This is a genomic window from Cupriavidus sp. OV096 (assembly GCF_900115455.1).
Lineage (GTDB): Bacteria > Pseudomonadota > Gammaproteobacteria > Burkholderiales > Burkholderiaceae > Cupriavidus.
On the sequence record NZ_FOWM01000022.1, the window covers coordinates 1 to 18,143 of the forward strand.

21 protein-coding genes are annotated in these 18,143 nt (G+C 65.2%); 15 read left to right on the forward strand and 6 right to left on the reverse strand.

What is annotated here, in order from left to right; translation table 11 throughout:
- Positions 1-370 (forward strand): IS3 family transposase (locus BM115_RS26700; protein WP_143093950.1); only part of this gene is annotated, 370 nt, incomplete at its 5' end.
- 55 nt (positions 371-425) lie between these two features.
- Here BM115_RS26700 and BM115_RS26705 read toward each other — a convergent pair.
- From BM115_RS26705 to mltB, 3 genes are all read right to left on the reverse strand, one after another.
- Positions 426-911, reverse strand: coding sequence for an SRPBCC family protein (locus tag BM115_RS26705; protein WP_092301895.1), 486 nt, complete (start codon positions 909-911; stop codon positions 426-428).
- Positions 883-1,251, reverse strand: a complete 369-nt coding sequence (locus BM115_RS26710) for an ArsR/SmtB family transcription factor (RefSeq protein ID WP_092301898.1) — start codon at positions 1,249-1,251, stop codon at positions 883-885. The genes BM115_RS26705 and BM115_RS26710 overlap by 29 nt, the downstream gene beginning before the upstream one ends.
- A gap of 83 nt (positions 1,252-1,334) precedes the next feature.
- Positions 1,335-2,441 (reverse strand): lytic murein transglycosylase B, encoded by a 1,107-nt coding sequence (mltB, locus tag BM115_RS26715; RefSeq protein ID WP_092301901.1) that lies wholly within the window; start codon positions 2,439-2,441, stop codon positions 1,335-1,337.
- 130 nt (positions 2,442-2,571) lie between these two features.
- Here mltB and BM115_RS26720 point away from each other — a divergent pair, with 130 nt between their 5' ends.
- The 7 genes from BM115_RS26720 (at position 2,572) to BM115_RS26750 (ending at position 10,060) form a co-directional block, all read left to right on the forward strand.
- Positions 2,572-3,495 (forward strand): histone deacetylase family protein, encoded by a 924-nt coding sequence (locus tag BM115_RS26720; protein ID WP_092301903.1) that lies wholly within the window; start codon positions 2,572-2,574, stop codon positions 3,493-3,495.
- Positions 3,496-3,701: 206 nt separating this feature from the next.
- Positions 3,702-4,736, forward strand: coding sequence for a methionine ABC transporter ATP-binding protein (locus BM115_RS26725; RefSeq protein ID WP_092301906.1), 1,035 nt, complete (start codon positions 3,702-3,704; stop codon positions 4,734-4,736).
- A complete protein-coding gene (locus tag BM115_RS26730; RefSeq protein ID WP_092301909.1) occupies positions 4,726-5,379 on the forward strand; it encodes a methionine ABC transporter permease in 654 nt (217 codons plus the stop codon). Before BM115_RS26725 ends, BM115_RS26730 begins: the two co-directional genes overlap by 11 nt.
- A 39-nt stretch (positions 5,380-5,418) precedes the next feature.
- A complete protein-coding gene (locus tag BM115_RS26735; RefSeq protein ID WP_092301912.1) occupies positions 5,419-6,216 on the forward strand; it encodes a MetQ/NlpA family ABC transporter substrate-binding protein in 798 nt (265 codons plus the stop codon).
- Positions 6,217-6,451: 235 nt separating this feature from the next.
- A complete protein-coding gene (locus BM115_RS26740) occupies positions 6,452-7,201 on the forward strand; it encodes an electron transfer flavoprotein subunit beta/FixA family protein (RefSeq protein WP_092301915.1) in 750 nt (249 codons plus the stop codon).
- Between the two features lie 17 nt (positions 7,202-7,218).
- The gene (locus BM115_RS26745) at positions 7,219-8,154 is read left to right on the forward strand and encodes an electron transfer flavoprotein subunit alpha/FixB family protein (protein ID WP_092301918.1); all 936 of its coding nucleotides are present in this window, start codon (positions 7,219-7,221) and stop codon (positions 8,152-8,154) included.
- A gap of 121 nt (positions 8,155-8,275) precedes the next feature.
- Positions 8,276-10,060, forward strand: coding sequence for an acyl-CoA dehydrogenase (locus tag BM115_RS26750; RefSeq protein ID WP_092301921.1), 1,785 nt, complete (start codon positions 8,276-8,278; stop codon positions 10,058-10,060).
- Between the two features lie 78 nt (positions 10,061-10,138).
- On the opposite strand, the gene BM115_RS26755 is transcribed toward BM115_RS26750, so the two are convergent.
- Entirely contained in the window at positions 10,139-11,443 is a 1,305-nt protein-coding gene (locus tag BM115_RS26755; protein ID WP_092301924.1) for a D-amino acid dehydrogenase, read from the reverse strand.
- A 109-nt stretch (positions 11,444-11,552) separates the two neighbouring features.
- Here BM115_RS26755 and BM115_RS26760 point away from each other — a divergent pair, with 109 nt between their 5' ends.
- Positions 11,553-12,047, forward strand: coding sequence for an Lrp/AsnC ligand binding domain-containing protein (locus tag BM115_RS26760; protein WP_092301927.1), 495 nt, complete (start codon positions 11,553-11,555; stop codon positions 12,045-12,047).
- A 16-nt stretch (positions 12,048-12,063) separates the two neighbouring features.
- Complete coding sequence (locus BM115_RS26765) at positions 12,064-13,239, forward strand: PA0069 family radical SAM protein (RefSeq protein ID WP_092301930.1); 1,176 nt, start codon at positions 12,064-12,066, stop codon at positions 13,237-13,239.
- Positions 13,240-13,520: 281 nt separating this feature from the next.
- Here the strand turns inward: BM115_RS26765 and BM115_RS26770 are convergent, their stop codons facing one another.
- Together BM115_RS26770 and BM115_RS26775 are read right to left on the reverse strand one after the other, a co-directional pair.
- Positions 13,521-14,015 (reverse strand): TM2 domain-containing protein, encoded by a 495-nt coding sequence (locus BM115_RS26770; protein WP_092301933.1) that lies wholly within the window; start codon positions 14,013-14,015, stop codon positions 13,521-13,523.
- 318 nt (positions 14,016-14,333) lie between these two features.
- Positions 14,334-14,738, reverse strand: a complete 405-nt coding sequence (locus BM115_RS26775; RefSeq protein WP_092301936.1) for a hypothetical protein — start codon at positions 14,736-14,738, stop codon at positions 14,334-14,336.
- A 327-nt stretch (positions 14,739-15,065) separates the two neighbouring features.
- On the opposite strand from BM115_RS26775, the gene rpsP reads away from it, so the two are divergent.
- The 5 genes from rpsP to BM115_RS26800 all read left to right on the forward strand — a co-directional run bounded on the left by rpsP (position 15,066) and on the right by BM115_RS26800 (position 18,143).
- Complete coding sequence (gene rpsP / locus BM115_RS26780; RefSeq protein WP_092301938.1) at positions 15,066-15,317, forward strand: 30S ribosomal protein S16; 252 nt, start codon at positions 15,066-15,068, stop codon at positions 15,315-15,317.
- A gap of 61 nt (positions 15,318-15,378) precedes the next feature.
- Entirely contained in the window at positions 15,379-16,056 is a 678-nt protein-coding gene (gene rimM, locus BM115_RS26785; RefSeq protein ID WP_092301941.1) for a ribosome maturation factor RimM, read from the forward strand.
- 28 nt (positions 16,057-16,084) lie between these two features.
- On the forward strand, positions 16,085-16,867 hold the full coding sequence (gene trmD, locus BM115_RS26790; RefSeq protein ID WP_092301944.1) for a tRNA (guanosine(37)-N1)-methyltransferase TrmD: 783 nt from the start codon (positions 16,085-16,087) through the stop codon (positions 16,865-16,867).
- A gap of 77 nt (positions 16,868-16,944) precedes the next feature.
- Positions 16,945-17,334: a 50S ribosomal protein L19 gene (gene rplS / locus BM115_RS26795; protein ID WP_092301947.1), complete on the forward strand. Its 390-nt coding sequence runs from the start codon at positions 16,945-16,947 to the stop codon at positions 17,332-17,334.
- Positions 17,335-17,462: 128 nt separating this feature from the next.
- Positions 17,463-18,143, forward strand: a complete 681-nt coding sequence (locus BM115_RS26800; protein ID WP_092301950.1) for a CoA pyrophosphatase — start codon at positions 17,463-17,465, stop codon at positions 18,141-18,143.

Here is an 18,143-nt window from a genome sequence, read left to right on the forward strand (position 1 = left end):
GCGTCCGTTGTTCGAGATGGTAAGCAAAATGCTCAAGAAGGCGTTTGCTCGACTCGGCCCCAAGGACCGACCGATCCTGCATTCGGATCAGGGCTGGCAATACCAAATGGCGTCCTATCGATCGATGCTCAAGCAGCACAGTGTCCGTCCCAGTATGTCGCGCAAAGGTAACTGCCTCGACAACGCTGCCATGGAGAGCTTCTTCGGCATCCTAAAGTCCGAATTCTTCTACCTGAACAAGTTCACCAGCATCGAGCAACTGCAGGATGGACTGCGCCAATACATTCACTACTACAATCATGACCGCATCAAGCTCAAACTAAAAGGGCTGAGTCCCGTGCAATACAGGACTCAGCCCTTTCCGGCCTAGCCATCAACCGTCCAACTTCTGGGGGTCAGTTCAGTTTGCCGGGGCCTTTTTCTATCTAGCGCAAGTTCAGCGCGAAGTCGTCGAGCTGGGTGATGCAGGTGTTCCAGCCGTCGAAGAAGCCCAGCTTCTCGTGCTGGTCCCGCGTTTCGTCATCGGGGTGCATCACCGTGGCGGTGTAGCGGCTGCCCGTGCCTTCGTCGGCCATGGTGATGATTGCCGTGAAGCCGAGCCACGGCTTGGCCGGACGCCAGCCGCCGGTCAGCATCGACCTCATGACAAGGCGCGATTGCGGCACCACTTCGAGAAAGCTGCCAGGGTTGTCGCTCACGCCACCGTCGGGGCCGCGCATGATGGTATGGAAGGCGCCGCCGGGCTGGAGGTCGAAGGCCAGCACCTCGGTCGTCCAGGGCTTGGGGCACCACCATTCCTTGAGCAATGCCGGATCCGACCAGGCGCGCCACAGTGCCGAGCGCGGCGCGCGCAGCACGCGGGAGATGACGAGGTCGCGGGATTCAGCGTTGTCGGCTGGGCTGTTTGACATGGGCTTGCTCCTCCTGATGTAGACGTTCGACGAATTGGGCCATGCGATCGGACCTGGCCTCCCAGACGGCGCGCTGCTCGGCGATCCACTGCTCAGCCTGCGAGAGCCGCTCCGGCAACAACTCACACGTGCGGGTGCGCCCGAGCTTGTGCGTGCGGATCAGGCCGCTACGCTCGAGCACGGTCAGGTGCTTCATGAACGACGGCAGCGCCATGTCGAATGGCGCCGCCAGCGTGGACACCGACTGCGCGCCGCCGCCCAGTGCGCTGACAATCGCACAGCGGGTGGGGTCGGCGAGCGCGTGAAATACCTCGCTGACTGTCGCTTGATAGTTAGCCATATGGGTAACTATAGGCCAAAAGAAAATCCCCGGCAAGACAGAGCCTGGACGGGGATTTGGGGTCGGCGAATGGGGGGTGGCGATCAGCCCATCGCCGCTTTGACTGCCTCGCCGAGTTGGTACACCGCCAGCGCGTAGAAAAAGCTGCGGTTGTAGCGCGTGAGCACGTAGAAATTGCGCAGGCCGATCAGGTACTCGGTGGGCTGGTCCGGCGTGGGCAAGTCCACCACCAGCACGCCGGTCTCGCCTTCGCGCTGGAGGTCGATCGGCTCGTCCACGCGCAACCCGGCGCGGGTGAGCTGGTTCAGCGTGCGCGTGGGCCACGGCTCGCCGTCTGCCGCAGCCACGGCAATGCCCCGGCTGCCTTCGTCGCCGGCAATGCGCCAGATCACGGGCCGGCCCTGTTCCCAGCCGTGCAGCTGCAGGAAGCGGCCCACGCTACCAATGGCATCGACGGCGCTGTTGCGCAGGTCGACGTGCCCGTCCTTGTCATAGTCGATCGCGTACTCGCGCAGGCTGGTCGGCATGAACTGCGGAATGCCCACCGCGCCCGCGTACGAGCCGAGTACCGAATAGACATCGGTGCGGGTCTCGCGGCACCAGAGCAGGTAGTCCGCCAACTGCTCGCGGAACAGCCGGGTGCGTGCGTCGCGGTTCGGGGTGTCCGGATAGTCGAAGGCCAGCGTGGAGAGCGAATCCAGCACGCGGAACGTGCCCATATCGCGCCCGTAGATGGTTTCCACGCCGATGATGCCGACGATGACTGACGCCGGCACGCCGAATTCGGCCTCGGCGCGGCGCAGCGTGTCGCGGTTTTCCTGCCAGAAGCGCACGCCGGCGTTGATGCGGATCGGCTCGATAAAGCGCGAGCGGTACGTCCGCCAGCTCTTCCGGCCCGGCGTGCTCGGTGGCATGATCAGCCGCGACACCGTGGCCGAATACACGGCCTGACTGAAATACGTGTCCAGCTCCGCGCGCGGGAAGCCGTGGCGGGCCACCATGTCGTCGATGAACGCACGGGTTTGCGGATGATTTCGATAGCGGCCCGGTTCGATTTCTTCTTCCCGGACGGCCACGCGACGCTTGCCGGCAGCCATCAGTCGAGGAGAAACGCCGCACAGGCCCAATGCGGCAGCGGTGAGTGCGGCGCCCAGCAGCGGGCGGCGCATGGAGCGCTGTTTGTCGGTCATGTTGTCCTTTGCAAGTCGCACCGAGTATAGCGGATGCCTCCCGGCGCCAGCGACCCCGCCGGCCCACGGATGATGTGGCACGTCATGTGCTAACGTATCGATTGGAGACAAACTTGACCCGGAAACGACAATGCCAACGGGCTATTACACACATCCCGCATTCCAGCTGCACGAGATGGGACATTTCCATCCGGAATGCCCGGAACGGCTGCAGGCGATCGAGGATCACCTGATCTCGCACGGGCTGGACGGGCTGCTGGACCGCCGCGACGCGCCGGCCGCCACCGAGGAGCAGATCGAGCGCGTGCACCGGCCCGACTACGTCTCCCAGCTGGCGTCCGTGAGCCCCGCGAGCGGCTACCACGCGATCGATCCCGATACCACGATGAACCGCCACACGCTGACCGCCGCCACGCACGCGGCCGGCGCCGCCGTGGCCGCCACCGACGCCGTGATGGCCGGCGAACTGGAAAACGCGTTTTGCTGCGTGCGCCCGCCGGGCCACCACGCCGAGCCGGACCGCGCCATGGGCTTCTGCTTCTATAACAACGTGGCGATTGCCGCCCGTCACGCGCTGGTCGCGCATGGTCTGGAGCGCGTGGCCGTGATCGATTTCGATGTCCACCACGGCAACGGCACCGAGGCGGCATTCCGCAACGACCCCCAGGTGCTGATGTGCAGCTTCTTCCAGCACCCGTTCTATCCGTATAGCGGCACGGAGCACATTGCGCCGAACATGTCGAATATCCCGCTGCCCGCCTATACCAACGGCATGGCCGTGCGCGAGGTGGTGGAGACGATCTGGCTGCCACGCCTGAACGAGTTCCGGCCCCAGATGCTGTTCATCTCGGCCGGTTTCGATGCCCACCGTGAGGACGACCTCGGCCAGATGGGCCTGGTCGAGCAGGACTACGCCTGGATGACCGAACGGCTGATGGAAGTGGCGCGCGTGCACGCCAAGGGCCGCATCGTGAGCTGCCTGGAGGGGGGCTACAACCTCAGCGCGCTGGGGCGGAGCGTGCTCGCGCACCTGAAGGTGATGATGGAAGGGTGAATACGCTCAAAGATCATCGATGCAAGTGACCCGTAATTCGCAAAAATGCGATTGACGGTGCTTCTATATGCTCCCAGCGCATAAGGCGATCGAAAAAATCTCGTTTGAGGTATGAAGCGGATCGCATAAAATGCGAGCTTCAGAAAAATAATGCGCGGCAACAACGCTGGAGACCCCACGCTGTTGCCGTTTTCTTTTCTCTTTCCATGATCGAACTGCAAGGACTCTCGCAGCGATTCCCCGGCGGGTCGGGGGAAGTGCATGCGCTGCGCGATGTCAGCCTCTCCATCGCGCCCGGTGAAGTCTTCGGCATCATCGGCCGAAGCGGGGCCGGCAAGAGCACGCTGGTGCGTGCCATCAATCTGCTGAACCGGCCCAGCGCCGGCCGGGTGATCGTCGACGGCCACGATTTGACTGCGATGGATGCCAGCCGCCTGCGCGCGGCGCGCCGCGAAATCGGCATGATCTTCCAGCATTTCAACCTGCTGTCGTCGCGCACGGTCTATGACAACGTGGCGCTGCCGCTGGAGCTGGCCGGCAAGACCAAGGCCGAGATTGCCGCGACGGTGCTGCCGCTGCTGGACCTCGTGGGTCTGTCGGCGCTGCGCGACCGCCATCCCGCGCAGATCAGCGGCGGCCAGAAGCAGCGCGTGGGCATTGCGCGCGCGCTGGCGAGCAAGCCGAAGGTGCTGCTGTCCGACGAAGCCACCTCCGCGCTGGATCCCGAGACCACGCGCTCAATCCTCGACCTGCTCAAACAGATCAATCGCGAGCTGGGCCTGACCATCGTCATGATCACGCACCAGATGGAGGTCATCAAGCAGGTCTGCGACCGCGTGGCCGTGCTCGAGGCCGGCCAAGTTGTGGAAAGCGGCCGTGTGATCGACGTCTTCCTGCGCCCGCAGCACGAGGTCACGCGCGCGATGATCGGCGACGTGATTGCCCAGGAACTGCCGGCCAGCGTGCTCAAGCGCGTGGAAAGCCGGCTCGGCAACGGCCGCGACCACGTCTACCGGCTGGCCTTCACGGGCGAGAACGTCGACCAGCCGGTGCTGGCCCAGGCGATCCGCCAGCACGGACTGGACTTCAACATCCTGCACGGCCATATCGACGAGATCCAGGGGCAGGCGTTCGGCTCGCTGGCGATCATGGCCACGGGCGAGCCGGCCGCGGTGCGCGCGGCGATGGAGTATTTGCAGACGCAGGGCGTCGTGGTGGAGGAGATCGAACATGTGGTCTGAAATGTTTGACCTGTTCCTGGCGTCGTTCGGCGAGACACTGTTGATGGTGTCGATCTCGGGCGTGGTGGGCGCGCTGTTCGGCGTGCCGCTGGGCGTGCTGCTGCACCTGACCAACCGGGGCGGCGTGCTGTCGCATCCGCTGTTCAACCGCTCCATCGGCGTGGTCGTGAACGCGGTGCGGTCGATACCGTTCATCATCCTGCTGGTGGTGGTGATCCCGTTCACGCGCTTTATCGTCGGTTCGTCGATCGGCACGACGGCGGCTGTGGTGCCGCTGACGATCGCGGCGGTGCCGTTCATCGCCCGGCTGGTCGAGGCGGCGCTGCGCGAGGTGGACAAGGGCCTGGTGGAAGCCGCGCAATCGATGGGTGCCACCACGCGCCAGATCGTCTGGAAGGTGCTGCTGCCCGAGGCGATGCCCGGCATCGTGGCCGGCCTGACCATCACCTTCGTGAGCCTGGTCGGCTATTCGGCCATGGCCGGCGCCATCGGCGGCGGCGGGCTGGGCGACCTGGGCATCCGCTACGGCTACCAGCGCTATATCACCGAGGTCATGGTCGCCGTGGTGGTGATCCTGATCGTCTTCGTACAGGCCGTGCAGAGCTTTGGCGACTGGCTCGTGCGCCGCATCAGCCATCGCTGATGGGTTTCAATTCGCAGGGAAACTAGGGGTAAATCAAAAATGCAACGTCGTAATTTGCTGAAGACTGCCGCAGCGGTGGCGCTGGGCCTGGCCGTTTCCACGGGCGCGCTGGCGCAGGAAAAGCCGATCAAGGTTGGCGTGACGGGCGGCCCGCACGCGCAGATCATGGAGCAGGTGAAGAAGGTGGCGGCCAAGGACGGCCTGAACATCCAGGTGGTGGAGTTCAGCGACTACATCCAGCCGAACGCCGCGCTGGCCGCAGGCGACCTCGACGCCAACAGCTACCAGCATCTGCCGTACCTGGAAGCCCAGATCAAGGATCGCGGCTACAAGTTCACGCACGTGGGCTTCACGGTCACGTTCCCGATGGGTGTGTACTCGAAGAAGGTGAAGTCGCTGGACCAGATCAAGCAGGGCGCCCGCGTGGGCGTGCCGAACGATCCGACCAACGGCGGTCGCGGCCTGTTGCTGCTGCAGGCCAAGGGCCTGATCAAGCTGCGTCCGGACGCCGGTCTGAAGGCCACGCCGCTGGACATCGTGGAAAATCCGAAGAAGATCAAGATCGTCGAACTCGACGCTGCCCAGCTGCCGCGCTCGCTCGACGACCTGGACGCCGCCGCGATCAACGGCAACTATGCCGAGTCCGCCGGCCTGTCCCCCACGCGTGATGCAATCGCCACAGAAGGCCCGAAGGGTCCGTACGCGAACCTGATCGCCATCCGCGCGGCGGACAAGGACAAGCCGTGGGTGGCCAAGCTGGTGAAGGCCTACCACTCGGCCGAGGTGAAGCAGTACATCGCCAACACCTACAAGGAGTCGGTGATCACCGCCTGGTAATCATCAATCGGGCGCCGGTCCGGGACGATTTTCGAGGAAATCGTCCAAACCCTGTGCACGCGGGGCATCCTGCGGCACAATGGGCGCAGATTTCTTCAGTTGCCGGGCTAGCCCCGGCAATTCTTTGTCTATAAAATAGTACGATCGTTCGAAAAACTAAAGCTGCGCCACCCCGGTGGTTATAATGGCGAGCGATTCAAATCTTTGGACTATCAGCTATCAGTGGAGTGAGCGCATGAAAGTACTCGTCGCAGTCAAGCGGGTGGTGGACTACAACGTCAAGGTCCGCGTGAAGTCGGATGGCTCGGGCGTCGACCTGGCCAACGTCAAAATGAGCATGAACCCGTTCGACGAAATCGCCGTGGAAGAGGCCGTGCGCCTGAAAGAAGCTGGCGTCGTCACCGAAGTGATCGCCGTGTCGTGCGGCGTCACGCAATGCCAGGAGACCCTGCGCACCGCGATGGCCATCGGCGCCGATCGCGGCATCCTGGTGGAATCGAACGAAGACCTGCAGCCGCTGGCCGTGGCCAAGCTGATCAAGGCACTGATCGACAAGGAACAGCCGCAACTGGTGATCCTGGGCAAGCAGGCCATCGACGATGACTCGAACCAGACCGGCCAGATGGTGGCCGCGCTGGCCGGCCTGCCGCAAGCCACGTTCGCCTCGAAGGTGGTGGTGGCGGATGGCAAGGCATCGGTGACCCGTGAAGTGGATGGCGGTCTGGAAACGCTGTCGGTCAAGCTGCCGGCCGTGGTGACCACGGACCTGCGCCTGAACGAGCCGCGCTACGTGACGCTGCCGAACATCATGAAGGCCAAGAAGAAGCCGCTGGAAACCGTGAAGCCCGAAGACCTCGGTGTGGATGTGGCCCCGCGTCTGTCGACCGTGAAGGTCGTGGAGCCGGCCAAGCGCAGCGCAGGCGTGATGGTGCCCGATGTGGCCACGCTGGTGCAAAAGCTGAAGTCTGAAGCCAAGGTTATCTGAGCGCGGGGAGAGAAAACATGACTGCACTCGTCATTGCTGAACACGACAATCAATCGATCAAGGCCGCCACGCTGAACACCGTGACGGCTGCCGCCCAGTGCGGTGGCGACGTCCACGTGCTGGTAGCCGGCGCCAATGCCAAGGCTGCCGCCGATGCCGCTGCCAAGATCGCCGGTGTGACCAAGGTCCTGCTGGCCGATGCCGCCTATTTCGGCGACGGCCTGGCCGAGAACGTGGCCGAGCAGGCCCTGGCCATCGCCAACGACTACAGCCATATCCTGGCGCCGGCAACGCCCTACGGCAAGAACATCCTGCCGCGCGTGGCCGCCCGCCTGGACGTGGCCCAGATCTCGGAAATCTCCAAGGTCGACGCACCGGATACCTTCGAGCGCCCGATCTACGCTGGTAACGCCATTGCCACCGTGAAGTCGGCCGACAAGATCAAGGTCATCACGGTGCGCGGCACGGCGTTCGACGCGGCTGCCGCCGAAGGTGGCTCGGCTGCTGTCGAGACCCTGCCGGCCGTGGCCGACCTGGGCATCTCGCAATTCGTCTCGCGCGAAGTGGCCAAGAGCGACCGTCCGGAACTGACCGCTGCCAAGATCATCGTTTCCGGTGGCCGTGGCGTGGGTTCGGGCGAGAACTACACCAAGGTGCTGACGCCGCTGGCCGACAAGCTGGGCGCCGCGCTGGGCGCCTCGCGCGCGGCCGTGGATGCCGGCTTCGTGCCGAACGACTATCAGGTCGGCCAGACCGGCAAGATCGTCGCGCCGCAGCTGTACATCGCGGTCGGTATTTCGGGCGCGATCCAGCATTTGGCCGGCATGAAGGACTCCAAGGTGATCGTCGCGATCAACAAGGACGCCGAAGCCCCGATCTTCTCGGTGGCGGACTACGGCCTGGTGGGCGACCTGAACACCGTGGTGCCTGAGCTGGTGGCAGCACTGGGCTGAGGTCTGGCCCCGCGCCGGCCCGCGTACTGTCTGGTACGGGCGCCGGCGCCCCAACAAGAAGAATGAAGCCGTTCCGGGAGCGTCCCGCGAGCGGCTTTTTTACAAGATCCAGGAGACTTCGATGACCTATCGCGCACCGCTCAAGGACATGCTGTTCGTCATGAACGAACTGGCGGACCTGAACGCCGTCAGCCAGATGCCGGGCTATGAGGAAGCCACCCCGGACACGGCGCAGGCCGTGCTTGAGGAAGCGGCCCGGTTCAACGAGGAAGTGGTGGCCCCGCTGAACCGTGCGGGCGATCTCGACCCCAGCAGCTGGAAGGACGGCGTGGTCACCACCACGCCCGGGTTCCGCGACGCGTTCCGCCAGTTCGGCGAGGGCGGCTGGCAGGGCGTGCTGCATCCGAGCGATTTTGGCGGCCAGGGCTTGCCCAAGCTCGTCGGCACGCCGTGCATCGAGATGCTGAACAGCGCCAACCTGTCGTTCGCGCTGTGCCCGCTGCTGACCGATGGCGCCATCGAAGCCCTGCTGACTGCTGGCACCGACGAACAGAAGACGGTCATCCTGCCCAAGCTGATTGCGGGCGAATGGACCGGCACGATGAACCTGACCGAGCCGCAGGCCGGCTCGGACCTGGCCGCCGTGCGCACGCGCGCCGAGCCGCAGGGCGACGGCACGTTCAAGCTGTTCGGCACCAAGATTTTCATCACGTACGGCGAGCACGACATGGCGAAGAACATCGTCCATCTGGTGCTGGCCCGCACGCCGACCGCGCCCGAGGGCGTCAAGGGCATCTCGCTGTTCGTCGTGCCGAAGTTCCTGGTCAACCCGGACGGCACGACCGGTGCGCGCAACGACGTGCACTGCGTGTCGATCGAGCACAAGCTCGGCATCAAGGCCAGCCCGACGGCGGTGCTCCAGTTCGGCGATCACGGCGGCGCCGTCGGCACGCTGGTGGGCGAGGAGAATCGCGGCCTCGAATACATGTTCATCATGATGAATGCGGCGCGCTTCGCGGTGGGCATGCAGGGCATCGCGGTGTCCGAGCGCGCCTACCAGCACGCCGTGGCCTATGCGCGGGAGCGCGTGCAGAGCCGGCCGGTCGATGGCTCGGCGCGCGAGGCCGTGACGATCATCCATCACCCCGACGTCAAGCGCATGCTGATGACTATGCGCGCACTGATCGAAGGCGCACGTGCCGTGGCCTACGTGGCCGCCGCGGCCAGCGATGCCGCCCACCAGCATCCGGACGAGGCGACGCGCCGCGAAAACCAGGCGTTCTACGAGTTCATGGTGCCCGTGATCAAGGGCTGGAGCACCGAGCTGTCGATCGACGTGACCAGCCTCGGCGTGCAGGTGCACGGCGGCATGGGCTTCATCGAGGAAACCGGCGCGGCCCAGTACTACCGCGACGCGCGGATCCTGCCGATCTACGAGGGCACCACGGCCATCCAGGCCAATGACCTCGTCGGCCGCAAGACCGTGCGCGATGGCGGTGCCGTGGCGCGCGCGATCTGCGCGAAGATCGCCGAGACCGAGGCCGCGCTCGGCCAGCACAGCTGCGCCTCGTTCCAGGCGGTGCAGGGCCAGTTGAAGCGGGGTCGCGAGGCGCTCGAGGCCGTGGTGCGCTTCGTCGTGGAGAACGCCAAGGGCGATCCGAACGCGGTGTTCGCGGGCAGCGTGCCGTACCTGAAGCTGTGCGGCATCGTGTTCTCGGGCTGGCAACTGGGCCGCGCGATGCTGGTGGCGGATGCCAAGCGTAGCGAAGACCCGGCGTTCTACGAGGCCAAGATCGCCACGGCGCATTTCTTCGGCGAGCACATCCTGTCGCAGGCGTCGTCGCTGCGCGACGCCATCGTGGCCGGCGCCGAGCCGGTCAAGGCGATGTCGGTGGACCAGTTCTGACGCGCAACTTGCGTTGGGGATGAAAAAAGGCGACCCGAAGGTCGCCTTTTTTTCGTCGAAGTCCGAGATCAGGAACGATCAGGCCGGCACCGGACGCGGCACGCCGTGCGTGCGCGCGGGCTGGCGGTAGCGGTCCACCGACAGGTCGTCGGCGCGAATCGCTGGCTGCGTGCCCGAGACCAGGTCGGACAGCAGCTTGCCCGAGCCGCAGGCCATGGTCCAGCCGAGCGTGCCGTGGCCGGTGTTGAGCCACAGGCCGCGAATCCCGGCGGGGCCGACCACGGGCGTGCCGTCCGGCGTCATCGGACGCAGGCCAGTCCAGAACGTGGCGCGGCTGACATCGCCGGCGCCGGGGAACAGGTCCGTCACCACGTGTTCGAGCGTGCGGCGCTTGGCCGGATCGAGCGAACGGTCGTAGCCGACGATCTGCGCCATGCCGCCCACGCGGATGCGGTCGTCGAAGCGCGTGATCGCCACCTTGTAGGTCTCGTCGAGCACCGTGGATACCGGGCTGCGCGCGGCATCGGTCATCGGCACCGTGATCGAGAAGCCCTTGAGCGGGTACACCGGCAGGTTCGACAGCCCCGGCAGCACATTGCGGACGAACGGCGTGGACCAGCTCCCGAGCGCCACCACCACGGCCTCGGCATACATCGGCTGGCCGCCAACCACGGCACCGGTCACGGCATCGCCCTGGGTCATCAGGCCGTCGATCGAGCGGTTGTAGAGGAACTGCACGCCGAGCGATTCGGCCATGGCTGCCAGCCGTTGGGTAAACAGCTGGCAATCCCCGGTTTCATCGTTCGGCAGGCGCAGGCCGCCGGCCAGCTTGTGGCCTGCGGCGGCCAGCGCCGGTTCGCTCGCGCCGAGTTCCTCGCGCGAAAGCAATTGATAGGGCACGCCCGCTTCCTCGAGCACGGCGATGTCGCGCGCGGCGGCTTCGAGCTGCGCGTCCGTGCGAAACACCTGGAGCGTGCCTTGCTGGCGGCCTTCGTAGGCAATACCGGTCTCGGCCCGCAGCGTGCGGATGCAATCGCGGCTGTACTCGGCCAGTCGCACCATGCGTTCCTTGTTCACGGCATAGCGTGCCGGCGTGCAATTGCGCAGCATCTGCCACATCCACTGGAGCTGGAACAGCGTGCCGTCAGGCTTGATGCTCAGCGGCGCGTGCTCCTGGAACATCCACTTGATGGCCTTGAGCGGCACGCCCGGCGCGGCCCACGGCGACGCGTAGCCCGGCGAGATCTGGCCGGCGTTGGCAAAGCTGGTGCCGAGCGCGGGCGCGGACTCGCGATCCACGACGGTCACTTCATGACCGGCACGGGCCAGGTACCACGCGCTGGTCACGCCAATAACGCCACTGCCAAGCACTAGAACACGCATCTCGATGACTCCGGACCTGCGAAAGAATGGAATAGAAGGATTCGTATCTATACTATTGACTTCAAAGCAGTGTTAGTTACCGATTAAATTAGAAAAACAGGAAAAAGTCATGAGAACGACACGTCAGCCGGTGCGCGGCCTCGATCGGCTGGATCGGAAGATTCTCACGGTGCTCCAGGACGACGGGCGGGTGTCGATGAAAGACCTGGCAGAGCGGGTGGGGCTGACCATCACGCCCTGCATCGAGCGCGTGAAGCGGCTGGAGCGCGACGGTGTCATCATGGGCTACTACGCCCGGCTGAATCCGGGGCTGCTCGGCAGTGCGCTGCTGGTATTCGTGGAGATTTCGCTGGGCAACAAATCGGGCAATATGTTCGAGCAGTTCCGGCGCGAGGTGCTGCGGATTCCCGAGGTGCTGGAATGTCACCTCGTCTCGGGCGACTTCGACTACCTGATCAAGGCGCGGATTCGCGAGATCAGCGAGTACCGCCGTCTGCTCGGCGACATTCTGTTGCAGTTGCCGGGCGCAGCCCAATCTAAAAGCTACGTGGTGATGGAAGAAATCAAGGAGACATTGGCCATCTCGGTGGAAGAGCGCGAGTAAGGCCGTTCGATGCAAGATGGGTGACGAACACGACTTCGGCGGCGACGGAGAGGGCGAGGGCGCCCGCCGTCCGCCCGTGGCCCGCAAGGGGCGCGGCGCCGTCAGCAACCTCCAGGGACGCTTCGAGCGCGACCAGCGCGAGGCGTTCGACGACGGCTGGGCGCCGGCCGATGACGACCCGGCCCCCGCCGATGACGCGCTGCCGCCCAAGCTCGTCACCCGGGTCACGCTCGAGCAGGCCCGCTCGATCCTGTCGCGCAACGCCTCGCCCGACATCCCGTTCGATGTCTCGCTCAATCCTTACCGGGGCTGCGAGCACGGCTGCATCTACTGCTTCGCCCGGCCGACGCACGCCTATCTGGACCTGTCACCGGGGCTCGATTTCGAGACGAAGCTTTATGCCAAGACCAATGCGGCCGAGCGCCTGCGCGAAGAATTGTCCAAGCCGTCGTATCGGTGCGAGACCATCGCGCTGGGCGTGAACACCGACGCCTACCAGCCCATCGAGCGCGAGCAGCGCATCACGCGCAGCCTGCTGGAGGTACTGCACGAGACCGACCACCCGGTGGCGCTGATCACGAAGTCGTCACTGATCGAACGGGATATCGACCTGCTGGCGCCCATGGCCGCCAAGCGGCTCGCGGTGGGGGCTGTGACGATCACGACACTCGACGCCGGCATCGCCCGCACGCTGGAACCGCGCGCAGCCACGCCGGCGCGGCGGCTGCGCACGATTCGTGAACTGACCGATGCGGGGATTCCGGTAGGGGTGAGCGTGGCGCCGATTATCCCGTTCGTCACCGAACCGGACCTCGAGCGCGTGCTGGAAGCCGCCCGGGAGGCCGGGGCGGTCTACGCCAACTACATCGTGCTGCGTCTGCCGTGGGAGGTGAGTCCGCTGTTCCAGGAGTGGCTCGAAGCGCATTTCCCGGATCGTGCCGAGCGGGTCATGAACCGCGTGCGCGAGATGCGGGGCGGCAAGGATTACGATGCCGACTTCGCCTCGCGCATGCGCGGCACGGGGATTTGGGCCGATCTGATGCGTCAGCGGTTCTACAAGACCGCCGAGCGGCTAGGGTTCCGTTACAACCGGTTCGAACTCGATACGTCGCGCTTCAGGCCCCCGCCCAGGCCGACCCGGCCCAACGGGCGTCCGCGCGGTACCGACGACCGGCAGGGTTCGCTGTTCTGAGGCGCCGCCTGCTGATCCTCGATCATGCGGCAGGCCAGCTCCAGCGCGGCCTTCGCACTGGTCGTCGGCAGGCCCGACGACAGGGCCAGCCTGACTGCGATAGCAGCCAGGCGTCCTTCTTCATACGTGGGATGTTCCATCGGGCACTCCTTTGCATCGTCCCGCCATGGCGGGCCATGCTCCATTCCGTGCGTACTCGGACTTACCAGTATGGGTGATTTGCAGAAGCGCGTTTGACCAATGTCATCCCATTGTCAGGTTGCAGCGAAAGTGCGCGCTGACTATTGGGAAAGCGCCTTGGCCGCCTCCACCTGCGACTCGAAGAACGTCTGGAAGCTGATGGCGAGCCCGGCCATGAGCAGGCCGGTGCCGATCAGGAGCGACAGGATGACCAGGATCACCACGGGCCAGCCGGAGCGCGTGGGCGTGTCGTGTGCGTTATAGCGCGCATCCCAGCGGTCGTCGGGGCGTAGCCCGAACACGATGGCGGTCAGGAATGCCGCAATCACCGAGGTGCCGCCCGCCACCGCGAACGTCCAGTTCAACGCGGTGGACCCGGCGCCCGTCACCAGCGACGCAATTCCGATCGCCCCCGCCAGCGTGGCCAGCAGGTGTGCCCAGCCGAACTTGTCGCCGAAGCCCTTCAGATAGAAGCGATGTGCTCCCAGGCTGCCGAACAGGAAGGCCAGGGCGACGGTGATCAGCTTGGACTTGCCCCGGGCCGGGCGGCGCGCATCGGCGCTGAGGGCAGGGGCTTGGCTTGCGGTGGTAGGCATTGTGGAGGCGATGTGGCAGGCACGGAGGCTGACAATCGTCACATTGTACGTGGAGGCTGCGCCCGGTGAGGATATCGGGACAAGACCGGAGTGGCCGGAGCCGGACCAGTGGGTGCCGGGCAGAGGCAGGTCAGTTCGATTGCCGTCTGCGCAACAACGGCACGCTGCGAGGGCGCCGGGGTTGAACCCCGTCTGGAATCGCCGACTGCACCGGGCGGCAGCCTGTGCGGGCACGAGGCCCGCACATCTTGAAAGACCAAGCAAAACGGCCGGAGTTCCGGCCGTTCGAGAAAGGGGAGAAGGGGAGAGGCGCGGGACTCAGCGCCCGCCATCGCGGCTGCGCGCCTGCCAGCCCGGGCCCATGCCGGATGGACGCATGTCGTTGCTGCGCCCCGGGTTATCATTCACGCTGCGGTCGGACGTCTGCCGTACCGGACGATCCTCGTCGCGGCCCGGCGCACCGGGCGGGCGCCCGCTCAGGCGGTCGTCATTGCGCGCCCGCTGCTCCATGCGTTCGATCTGTGCCCGCACATGATCCCGGCTTTCGGCACGTACGCTCGCCATTTCCCATCCGCCGGCAACGCGGTTGACGCGCGCCGACTGTTCGGCCCGGGCGGTGTGCCAGAAGGCAACTTGCGCGTGGCTGGCGGCAATACTGCCGATCAGGCCCGAGAGGGCCAAGGTACCAGCCACCAGGAGACGCAGGTGGGGGCGGGTAAGCATGCGAGATCCCAAGATCCTTAGCAGGGAAAGAGTCAGGAAGATGGGTTCATGGTACGCAGGCGCCGTGTGACCGCCTATGCCAATCCCGTTACCCGTGTAACCGATTGTTTCGACATTTTTGCCAGCTTTATAACGTCGCGCCGGTGGCGGGGTTTGCGCGGGATTCGCGGTTTACGCGACGGTGCCTGCAGGCCATGTTGCGCCAACGGCGCACCGGTGGCCGCGCCCGGCGCGAATTGCGCGCTAAGTGTTTGTTTGGCATTGGGAACTGGGCTATACTCTTGCGTTTCGTGTTCGCACACCCCCGTTTTTTCGAGGAATAACCCCATGGTCGTAATCCGTCTGGCTCGCGGCGGCAGCAAGAAGCGCCCCTTCTTCAATATCGTTGCCGCTGACTCGCGCAACCGTCGCGATGGCCGTTTCATCGAGCGCGTTGGTTTCTACAACCCGCTCGCCTCCGGCAAGGAAGAAACCCTGCGCCTGGTGCAAGACCGCCTGACGTACTGGCAAGGCGTTGGCGCCCAGCTGTCGCCGACGGTTGCCCGTCTGGTCAAGCAAGCCGCCAAGGCCGCTGCCTGATTGCCGCCAAGGCGCGCGGCCCGTTGTGGCGCGTGCCTGACGCATCGGACGCATCGTCTCAGTGACTGGCAACGCCCCCGGCCGCAAGCCGTTAAATCGGCAAGGTACCGCGGCGCAGGCCGAGGTATCGGGCCAGCCGCCCAAGCCCCGCAAGCTGCCCGCAGCGCTGCTGTTCACCGACAGCCTGCCCGACGATCTCGTCGAAGTGGGCTATGTGGGCGCCGCCTATGGCATCCGTGGCTGGATCAAGGTCCAGCCGCACGCGGACGACGCCTCCGCATTGCTCCACGCCCGCCGCTGGTGGCTGCTTCGTGCGCCGCAGGCCGGCGTGGTGGTGGCGCCGGCACAGCCGGACGAGGCGCTCTGCGTCAAGATTGCCCAGTCGCGCGAGCATAGCGGCACCGTGGTGGCCCAGGCCACCGGCGTAGCGGAACGCAATGTTGCCGAAGCCCTGAAAGGGCGTCGCGTCTGGATCCGGCGCGCGGATTTTCCGCCGCCGGAAGAGAATGAGTTTTACTGGGTCGACCTGATCGGTTGCGCCGTGCTCAACGAACAGGGTGAAACCCTGGGCGAGGTATCCGGCCTGATCGACAATGGTGCCCACCAGATCCTCCAGGTGGCTTACACGCTGCCGGATGGCAAGCCCGGCGAGCGGCTGGTGCCGTTCGTGGACGCGTTCCTGCGCACGGTGGATACCACCACCCGGCGCATCGTGGTGGACTGGGGGCTCGACTACTGAAGTACCGAAGCAGACCAAGGGGCCGCGGATGCAGTTCGATGTAATCACGCTGTTTCCCGAGATGTTTCGGGCGCTGACCGACTGGGGCATTACCAGCCGGGCGGCCAAGCAGCAGCGTTACGCGCTGCGCACCTGGAATCCGCGCGACTTTACGGTCGACAATTACCGCACCATCGACGACCGGCCTTACGGCGGTGGTCCTGGCATGGTGATGCTGGCCAAGCCGCTGGACGACGCGATCGACGCGGCGGCCGCGGCGCAGGCGGAAGCCGGTGTGGCAGTCCCGCATGTGGTGCTGATGTCGCCGCAGGGCGCCCCGCTCACGCATGAGAAGGTGATGTCGCTGTCGCAGCGGCCTGGCCTGGTGCTGTTGTGCGGTCGCTACGAGGCGATCGATCAGCGATTGATCGAGCGTCGCGTGGACGAGGAAATCAGCCTCGGCGATTTCGTGCTGTCCGGCGGTGAACTGCCGGCCATGGCGCTGATCGACGCGGTAGTGCGGCATCTGCCCGGCGTGCTGGGCGATGCGCAGTCGGCCGTGCAGGACAGTTTCGTCAACGGCCTGCTCGATTGTCCGCACTACACGCGGCCGGAAGAATATGAAGGTGTGCGGGTGCCCGATATCTTGCTCGGGGGCCATCATGCCGAGATCGAGAAATGGCGGCGCCAGCAGGCGCTGGCCAACACCGCGCGCAAGCGTCCCGATTTGATCGAGGCGGCGCGTGGTCAAGGGTTGTTGTCCAAGGCCGATGAGAAATTTCTGTCGGAGTGGACGGCGAAAGCAGGGCGGGAGTTCGCTCCCGCCAAATGAAAACCCCATCCTCTGCCGGGGCCCGGGACAAGTCCTGGGGCATACAACGCTGGCATGATGGTAATGGAGAAAAAACGATGAACATCATCGAGCAAATCGAGCAGGAAGAGATTGCGCGCCTGACCGCGAACAAGACCATTCCCGCGTTCGCCCCGGGTGACACCGTGATCGTCAACGTGAACGTCGTGGAAGGCACCCGCAAGCGCGTGCAGGCCTACGAAGGCGTCGTGATCGCCAAGCGTAACCGTGGCCTGAACTCGTCCTTCATCGTGCGCAAGATCTCGTCGGGTGAAGGCGTGGAACGTACGTTCCAGCTGTACTCGCCGCTGATCGCCGGCATCGAAGTGAAGCGTCGTGGCGACGTGCGCCGTGCAAAGCTGTACTACCTGCGCGAGCGTTCGGGCAAGTCGGCACGTATCAAGGAAAAGCTGGTCTCGAAGGCTGCGAAGGCTGCTGCCGCCGAGTAAGGCGATGCCGTCCGGCGCCGGGCAACCGGTGCCGTATCGGATTCGGAAAGGACACCTTCGGGTGTCCTTTTTGCTTATATGTGTGCTGGAGCGCGACATGGCGCGCTTCTGTCATACTCAATGGTGTCATGCGCCCCAAATTCGACCCAGAAACCTTGCCGGTCATCGGCACCGACGCCCAACGCGCGCCGCTCTCGGCGCCCCGGATGCGCCCGGACTTTATCCGCCACCGCCTGCTATCGCCGCCAGCCTGGGAACCCGAGCTGACCGATGAGTCGCGCGTCTACGACCGGAGCCGCGGCCTGCGCGAAGCCGCCGTGCTGGTGCCGTTGGTGGACCGCGCCGACGGCCTGACCGTGCTGCTGACCGAACGCAACGCCAACCTCAACGCCCACGCGGGCCAGATCAGCTTTCCGGGCGGCCGGCAGGAGACCTACGATGCGGACCGCATCGCCACGGCGCTGCGTGAGACGAAGGAAGAAATCGGGCTGGATCGGGACTATATCGAGGTGCTCGGCTCGCTCCCTGATTACATCACGGGCACCGGCTACCACGTCAGCCCCATTGTGGGGCTGGTGCGCACCGGCTTCGCGCTCGAGGCCGATGCCGGCGAAGTGGCGGACATCTTCGAGGTGCCGCTCGCCTTCCTGATGGACCCCTCACGCCACGAGCGGCGGCTGCTGCGCTGGGCGGACGGCGAACGTCAGTTTTATTCGATGCCGTACCCGCGCGAGGAAGGCGGCCACCGCTTCATCTGGGGCGCCACCGCGGGCATGCTGCGCAACCTCTATCACCTGCTCGCCGCGTAA